The organism is uncultured Campylobacter sp., from assembly GCF_938030685.1.
GTDB lineage: Bacteria > Campylobacterota > Campylobacteria > Campylobacterales > Campylobacteraceae > Campylobacter_B.
This window is the reverse complement of sequence record NZ_CALHHX010000090.1, coordinates 1-6,728: the sequence shown is the minus strand read 5'-3', so window position 1 is coordinate 6,728 and position 6,728 is coordinate 1. Positions and strand designations below refer to the sequence as shown.

Below are 6,728 nucleotides of genomic sequence, written 5' to 3'. Positions count from 1 at the left end.
GGCGCGCGGATCAAGATGACGCCGAACGCCTATATAAAAAGCGACGCCGCAAGCGATGAGCTAAGCTCAAAGAGCGCGGATTCAAATTTAAAAAGCAGTGCCGCGGAAAGCTCTAAAAAAGAGGGTGTCGCTAGCGATAAAATTCTATTTTCAAAGGGCGCGGGCTTAAGCGGCGAAATTTCAGCCGAGCGGCAAGACGTGGGGCGGGCAAGCTTAAAGGAAAGATCCGCCACGGACGCCGAAAATTCTAAAGAAAATTCTGCTACGGACGCTCAAAATTCCGCGCCCGATTCACAGCGAAATTCCAAAGAAAGCTCCGTCTCTCAAAGCGCCGAAGATTCCGCCGCTCAAAGTAAAAATTTTAAAGATAATTCGGTTGCGCCGCACGTCGAGAATTCCACAGGCGGTCTTGCTGCGGACGACGATTCTGCGGAAAATTCTAAAGAAAATTCCGCGACGCAAGATGAGGGGAATTCTGCGACGCGAGGTAAAAAATCTAAAGTAAATTCTAAAAAGAATTCCGCCGCGGACGCTGAGAATTCTACGCAAAGCTCCGCGCCGGATTCCTCAGCGCAGGGGGAGGAGCAATGATACAAACGCTTGCATTTTATTTTTTCAGTGCGGTTTGCCTGGCGCTTTTCGGCATCAGCGTTTTTAGCAAAAACGTCCTTTATGCCCTTAGCGCGCTGGCCGGCGGCATGGTATTTATGAGCGGATTTTTCTTCTTGCTGGATGCGGAGTTTTTGGGCGTAGTGCAGATCATAGTCTACACTGGCGCCGTGATCGTGCTTTACGGCTTCGCGCTGATGTTTTTGGGCGCGGATAAAAACGTAAGCGAGCCGAAAAAGGGGGCAAGGCTATTTTTCGCGCTTAGCGGCGTGATCGCATTTTTGCTCGTGATTATCGTGCTTGGCGCGGTGGTTGCGAACAACGTAGAAACGCTTAAAATTTTAAACACCGACGACACCGAGGCACTTGGGATGATTATCTTTACGAAATATCTGGCGATTTTCGAGCTTGCAGCCGTGATGCTGCTCGTGGCGATGATCTGCGCTATCGTGCTCGCGCATAAGCAGATGGACGCGAGCCTGAGCTATGAAGAGAGCGAGGGATAAAATGGGTCTAAATCACTATCTGATCGTCGCTGCGATGATGTTTGGGCTCGGGCTTGCGGGTATGATGAAGCGAAGAAATTTGATAATGCTCTTTTTTTCGAGCGAAATTTTATTAAACGCCGCAAATTTAGCCCTCGTCGCCGTGGCAAAATTTTACGACAACATCAACGGCGAAATTTTTGCGCTTTTCATCGTCGCGATCGCCGCGAGCGAGATGGCCGTGGGGTTAGGGCTGCTCATCTTGTGGTATAAGAAAACGGGCAGCATCGAACTTGACAGCTTCGTAAATTTTAAAAATCCTTCTAAGGACGGGCCGGATGCTTGATACCGTTTTTGTATGGCTCTTAATCGCCCTTTTCGCACCGCTTGCCTCGGCGATCTTCGCAGGCGTTTTCATTCGCGCCAAAGACAAGATGTTTATAGGCGTAGTCTGCTCGGCGCTGGTGATTTTAAGTACTATCGCGTCGCTTGCTTTGATGGAGCTCGTCTCTGACAACCGCCTAATCAGCGTAAGCTTAGCCGATTTCATAAGCACGGGATTTTTGGACGCAAAATTTAGCTTTCTCATAGATAGCGTAAGTGCGGTGATGATGGTGGTCGTAGGCATCGTATCCAGCGTAGTGCACGTGTATTCGATCTACTATATGTGGGATGATGAAAACTTCGCTAAATTTTTCAGCTTCCTGGGACTTTTCGTTTTTTCGATGCTGGTTTTGGTAACGAGCGATAATTTTTTAGGACTTTTCATCGGCTGGGAGGGGGTCGGACTCTGCTCGTGGCTGCTGATCGGCTTTTGGTATGATAGGAGCAATTACAGCTGGTGCGCCAACGAAGCTTTCATAATGAACCGCATCGCAGACCTTGGGATGTTGCTTGGAATTTTTCTGATCTATTTAAATTTCGGCTCGTTGCGCTACGAGGTGGTATTTGCGAACGCAGCGAGCTTGGAGCCTGAAATTTTAACCCTAATCGCAGCGCTTTTATTTATCGGCGCGATGGGCAAAAGCGCGCAGTTTCCATTCCATACCTGGCTGGCAGACGCGATGGCGGGTCCGACGCCCGTATCCGCGCTCATTCACGCAGCGACGATGGTTACGGCGGGCGTTTATCTGGTAATCCGCGCAAACACGATTTTCGCGCTCGCGCCCGAAGTAAGCGGTTTTATCGTCTGCCTAGGCGCTTTTGTGGCGGTCTTTGCAGCGTCGATGGCGCTGGTTCATAACGATCTTAAAAAAATCATCGCCTACTCCACGCTCTCGCAGCTTGGCTATATGTTCGTAGCCGCGGGGCTCGGGGCGTATTGGATCGCACTATTTCATCTGGCGACGCATGCGTTTTTCAAAGCGCTTCTATTTTTGGGCGCGGGCAACGTAATGCACGCGATGAAGGACGATCTAAATATCCAAAATATGGGCGGATTATATAAGTTTATGCGGCCTACGGCGATTTTAATGTGCATAGGCTCGCTTGCGCTTTGCGGATTTTATCCGTTCGCGGGCTTTTTCTCAAAAGATAAAATTTTGGAAGCGGCGTGGAGCGCGGACGCGTATTTTATCTGGGCGCTGCTGTTTGCGGGCGCTGCGATGACGACGTTTTACAGCGTGCGTCTGATAATGCTCGTGTTTTTCGGCAAGCAAAAATTTACCCACCATCCGCACGAGGCGAAAGGCTTTGCCCTCATCGCGATGGGCGTATTAGCTGTGCCTGCGGTGATCGCGGGCTTTTTTGAGCACGATTTTGCGGAGTTCGTGCTTAGCATACTACCGGGCTTTAAAGCTTCGATCCCGCACGGCGTGGAGGTAATTTTGATCGCCATAACGCTAGCGATGATAAGCGCGGTGGCGATCGGCACGATTTGGACATACGGCAAGGGCAAATTTAGCCAAAATTTAAAGAACTGCAAATTTTATAAAATTTTGATCGCTCAGTATTTTATCCCGCAAATTTATGAGCGCGTGATCGTGCGCGGATACGCCAAGCTTAGCGAGATCTGTGCTAAATGCGACGGCGCGATCATAGACGCCAGCGTCGATCTGATCGCTCGCGTGGCGGTAAAAAGCGGCGAAGGTGCGGATCGTGCGAGCAATAGCGGAGATTTGAGCGCAAATTTAAGGTGGATGGTTTTGGGATCTTTCATTTTGCTGATTTTGGCGTTTGCGCTGTGAGGTGGGCATGGAATACTTTTTAAGTTTGGTTATATTTTTTCCGGCGGTAGCTGCGGTTTTAGGCTTTTTGATCGACGAAGCGAGCATCAAGACCTACGCCGTTACGATGAGCTTTATAGAGTTCGTGCTTTCGCTAGTTTTGTGGATACTCTATGAGCCGGTGGACGGCATCGCGTTTAGCGTGCTGCACCCTTTCATAAGCGAATACGGCATCAACTACTTCATCGGCGTGGACGGAATTTCGCTGTTTTTAGTGATCCTAAGCACGCTGGTTACCTTTTTAGCGCTGCTTAGTCTAAGCATTAAAGAGCGCGCCAAAAATTTAATCATCTGCATTCTATTTTTAGAAATGACGATGGTGGGCGTTTTTGTGGCGCTGGATGCTATTTTGTTTTACATATTTTGGGAGCTTTCGCTTATTCCGATGCTCTATATCATCGGCGCGTGGGGCAGCGGCAAGAGAATTTACGCCGCGGTGAAATTTTTCATCTACACTTTCCTGGGTTCGATGTTTCTACTTGTAGGACTCGTGGCGATGAGCTATTTCTATCACGAGGCTACGGGCGAGTACAGCTTTAATATCCTAGACTGGCAGAGCCTATCGCTGCCGCTTAGCACGCAAATTCCTCTGTTTTTGGCATTTTCGATCGCCTTTGCGATCAAGACCCCTTGCTTTCCTTTTCATACCTGGCTGCCGTATGCGCACGGGCAGGCCCCTACGATAGGCTCGGTTCTGCTTGCCGCGGTGCTTCTTAAGATGGGCACCTACGGCTTCGTGCGATTTTCGCTGCCGCTGTTTCCGGATGCGAGCGTCTATTTTAGCGGGATGATGTGCGCCGTAGCGATCGTTATGATCATCTATGCAAGCTTCATCGCCTTTGCGCAGAAGGATATCAAACAGGTTATCGCGTATAGCTCGATCGCGCATATGGGCGTCATAATGCTTGGAATTTTTTCAATAAGCCGCGAAGGAATGAGCGGCGCGGTATTTTTGATGATAAGCCACGGTATCGTAAGCGGCGGGCTCTTTATGCTCGTAGGCTTTTTATACGACCGCAGGCATACGAAGCTTTTTAGCGAATTCGGCGGGCTTGCGCGGGTGATGCCGCTTTATGCGTTTTGCTTTTGCGTCGTGCTGTTGGGCTCGATAGGCCTTCCTCTTACGATCGGTTTCGTGGGAGAATTCTTAGGCCTTGTTGGGATTTTTAAAATAAGCTTTAGCTATGCGCTTTTGGGTGGACTCGGCATCATAATGGGCGCGATCTATTCGATGAATCTTTATAAAAAGACCTTCTTCGGCGCGCTCGTGCATGAGGAAAATAAAAAGCTAAGCGATCTAAACAGAACCGAGCTTTGCTCTATCATCCCTATCTGCGTGCTGGTGGTAGCGCTGGGCGTCGCGCCGAATCTGATGCTAAAAAGCATCGAGCCCAGCGTGACGCAAAGCCTTGAGTTGATGTTTAACAAAGCCTCTCAAACCGCGACTCGCGCCTATATGGAAAAAGCAAATTTTAAGGTAAGAAGCGATGCAAAATAATCTTTTAAATTTAGCCTCGATCGCGCCTATGGCGATACTCGGAGGATTTGCCCTGCTGATGCTCGCGGTTTCGCTTTTTGCGCGCACGCTATCGTATAAATTTTACGCCGTCATCACGATACTAGCTCTTGCGCTCGGCTTCGGGCTTGTTTTCGGATACAACAGCGGCATACGCGGGCTTTTCGACGTGATGCTGGTGGACGGAATCGCGACGCTATCGATGCTTATCATGCTCGCAGGCTCGATATTTTTCATCTTTCTGTCTTTGGGCGCAAGAAGCGCGCACGAGTACCACACGGCGGAGTTTTTCGTGCTGTTTTTATTCGTGCTCGTGGGCTATGAGTTTATGGTCGCGAGCGAAAGCTTAATGATGATCCTCGTTGGGCTTGAGACGGGCTCGCTGGCGCTTTATACGCTAATCGCGCTGCATAATCGCGCCAGATCGGTCGAAGCGGCGCTAAAATACTTCATAATGGGCGCGCTGGGGTCAGGCTTTTTCGCATTCGGCGCGGCGATGTTTTTTCTATCGACCGGCTCTATGGAAATTTCAAATATCGCGCAGATCGCTAAGAGTTCAAATTTACAAACCAACGTCCTGCTTTTCACCGCTTGCTCATTTATGATCGTCTCGATAGGTTTTAAGCTCTCGCTGATCCCGTTTCACACCTGGACGCCCGACGTTTACGAGGGCGCGAGCTCCGCTATGGCGGGCTTTTTGTCCGTCGTCCCAAAAATCGCGGGCTTTGTCGTGGCGATCAGGCTGTTTGAAGCGCTACAAAGCATCGGCGTGCAGTGGCTAAACATCGTGCTCTACGCCGTAGCGGTGCTTACGATGAGCTTAGCGAACCTCATGGCGCTCGTGCAGCGCGACGTCAAGCGGATGCTTGCTTTCAGCTCCGTTTCGCACGCTGGCTTCGTGCTCTGCGCGATCGTGATCGGCTCGACGCAGGCAAATGCCGCACTTTTTACCTACTGGATACTATACGCCGCGGCCAATCTCGGCGCGTTTGCGTTCATCTGGTGCGTGCGGCAAAGGCGCGCGCGCTCGTTAAATTTAAAATTTAAAACCCAAAGCCCCGCTTTAAATTTAAATGCAAACGGCGAGAGCTCTATCTCAAACGCAAAGCCCACTTTTTCGCAAAATCACGAGCCGAACCTTGTCGGCGAGTTAAATTTAGGCGCGAGCGGGCAAAATTCAGCCTGCGGCGAGTGGAGCGTTAAAGCGAGCGAGCAAAATTCCAAAGAAAGCGGGTCAAATTTGAAAGCGACTAAGCCCGGCGCGGAAGCGAGCCTTTTCGGCACTAAAACTTGCGAGCCCGGTGCCGAAACTTTCGAGCAAAGCTCTAAATTTACAGCTCGCTTCGAGCATCCGTTTGAGAAATTTGACGGGCTGATCCGCACCCATCCGCTTTTTGCGCTATGCGCGGCGATCTTCATGCTCTCGCTTGCGGGCATTCCGCCGTTTAGCGTGTTTTGGGGCAAGATGTATCTGCTAAGCGCGGCGGTCAATTCGGGCTACTTCGCCCTCGCCGTCATCATGGTGGTAAATAGCGCGCTCGCGCTGTATTACTACCTGCGTCTCATCGTGCGTATGTTTTTGCATGAACCGCGAGAGGACGCGGAGCTTGACGGCTCGCTGGGAACGGTCTCGGTGCAGATAGAATTTGCCGTCGTGCTAGCTAGCGTGGCGTGCGTGCTGGCGCCATTTTTGGTGAAATTCCTAACCGGCGCGGTAAATAATTTCGTCTTCTTAAGCGGGTATTGAGCTTAAATTTTAATCGTGAGCCCCGCCGCGCTTTGTTAGCAAAGAAGAGATACGTTTTTGGGCGAGCTAGGCGGCTACGGCTTTGCGCTGCTTGATGTGCGCGATTTGAGTGAGTTTTTAAAGGAGCGAAAATGCAGAGCAAAAAA

6 protein-coding genes are annotated in these 6,728 nt (G+C 50.4%); all 6 read left to right on the top strand.

What is annotated here, in order from left to right:
* A partial coding sequence (locus Q0369_RS04385; RefSeq protein ID WP_298096495.1) for a hypothetical protein occupies positions 1 to 591 on the top strand: 591 nt, incomplete at its 5' end.
* On the top strand, positions 588 to 1,115 hold the full coding sequence (locus tag Q0369_RS04380; protein WP_297900582.1) for an NADH-quinone oxidoreductase subunit J: 528 nt from the start codon (positions 588 to 590) through the stop codon (positions 1,113 to 1,115). The genes Q0369_RS04385 and Q0369_RS04380, both read left to right, overlap by 4 nt.
* Before the next feature lies 1 nt (position 1,116).
* A complete protein-coding gene (gene nuoK / locus Q0369_RS04375; RefSeq protein ID WP_005869753.1) occupies positions 1,117 to 1,440 on the top strand; it encodes an NADH-quinone oxidoreductase subunit NuoK in 324 nt (107 codons plus the stop codon).
* Positions 1,433 to 3,280 carry an NADH-quinone oxidoreductase subunit L gene (nuoL, locus tag Q0369_RS04370; protein WP_298096492.1) on the top strand — a complete coding sequence of 616 codons (1,848 nt, stop codon included), beginning with the start codon at positions 1,433 to 1,435 and terminating at the stop codon, positions 3,278 to 3,280. Before nuoK ends, nuoL begins: the two co-directional genes overlap by 8 nt.
* Before the next feature lie 7 nt (positions 3,281 to 3,287).
* Positions 3,288 to 4,817, top strand: coding sequence for an NADH-quinone oxidoreductase subunit M (locus Q0369_RS04365; RefSeq protein WP_298096489.1), 1,530 nt, complete (start codon positions 3,288 to 3,290; stop codon positions 4,815 to 4,817).
* Entirely contained in the window at positions 4,807 to 6,582 is a 1,776-nt protein-coding gene (locus Q0369_RS04360; protein ID WP_298096486.1) for an NADH-quinone oxidoreductase subunit N, read from the top strand. Before Q0369_RS04365 ends, Q0369_RS04360 begins: the two co-directional genes overlap by 11 nt.
* Positions 6,583 to 6,728 lie beyond the last annotated feature (146 nt).

Bases quoted from the DNA above. Each gene is read 5' to 3' on its own strand.
- Q0369_RS04365 (WP_298096489.1), top strand. From the start codon at position 3,288: ATGGAATACTTTTTAAGTTTGGTTATATTTTTTCCGGCGGTAGCTGCG.
- Q0369_RS04380 (WP_297900582.1), top strand. From the start codon at position 588: ATGATACAAACGCTTGCATTTTATTTTTTCAGTGCGGTTTGCCTGGCG.
- Q0369_RS04360 (WP_298096486.1), top strand. From the start codon at position 4,807: ATGCAAAATAATCTTTTAAATTTAGCCTCGATCGCGCCTATGGCGATA.
- nuoK (WP_005869753.1), top strand. From the start codon at position 1,117: ATGGGTCTAAATCACTATCTGATCGTCGCTGCGATGATGTTTGGGCTC.
- nuoL (WP_298096492.1), top strand. From the start codon at position 1,433: ATGCTTGATACCGTTTTTGTATGGCTCTTAATCGCCCTTTTCGCACCG.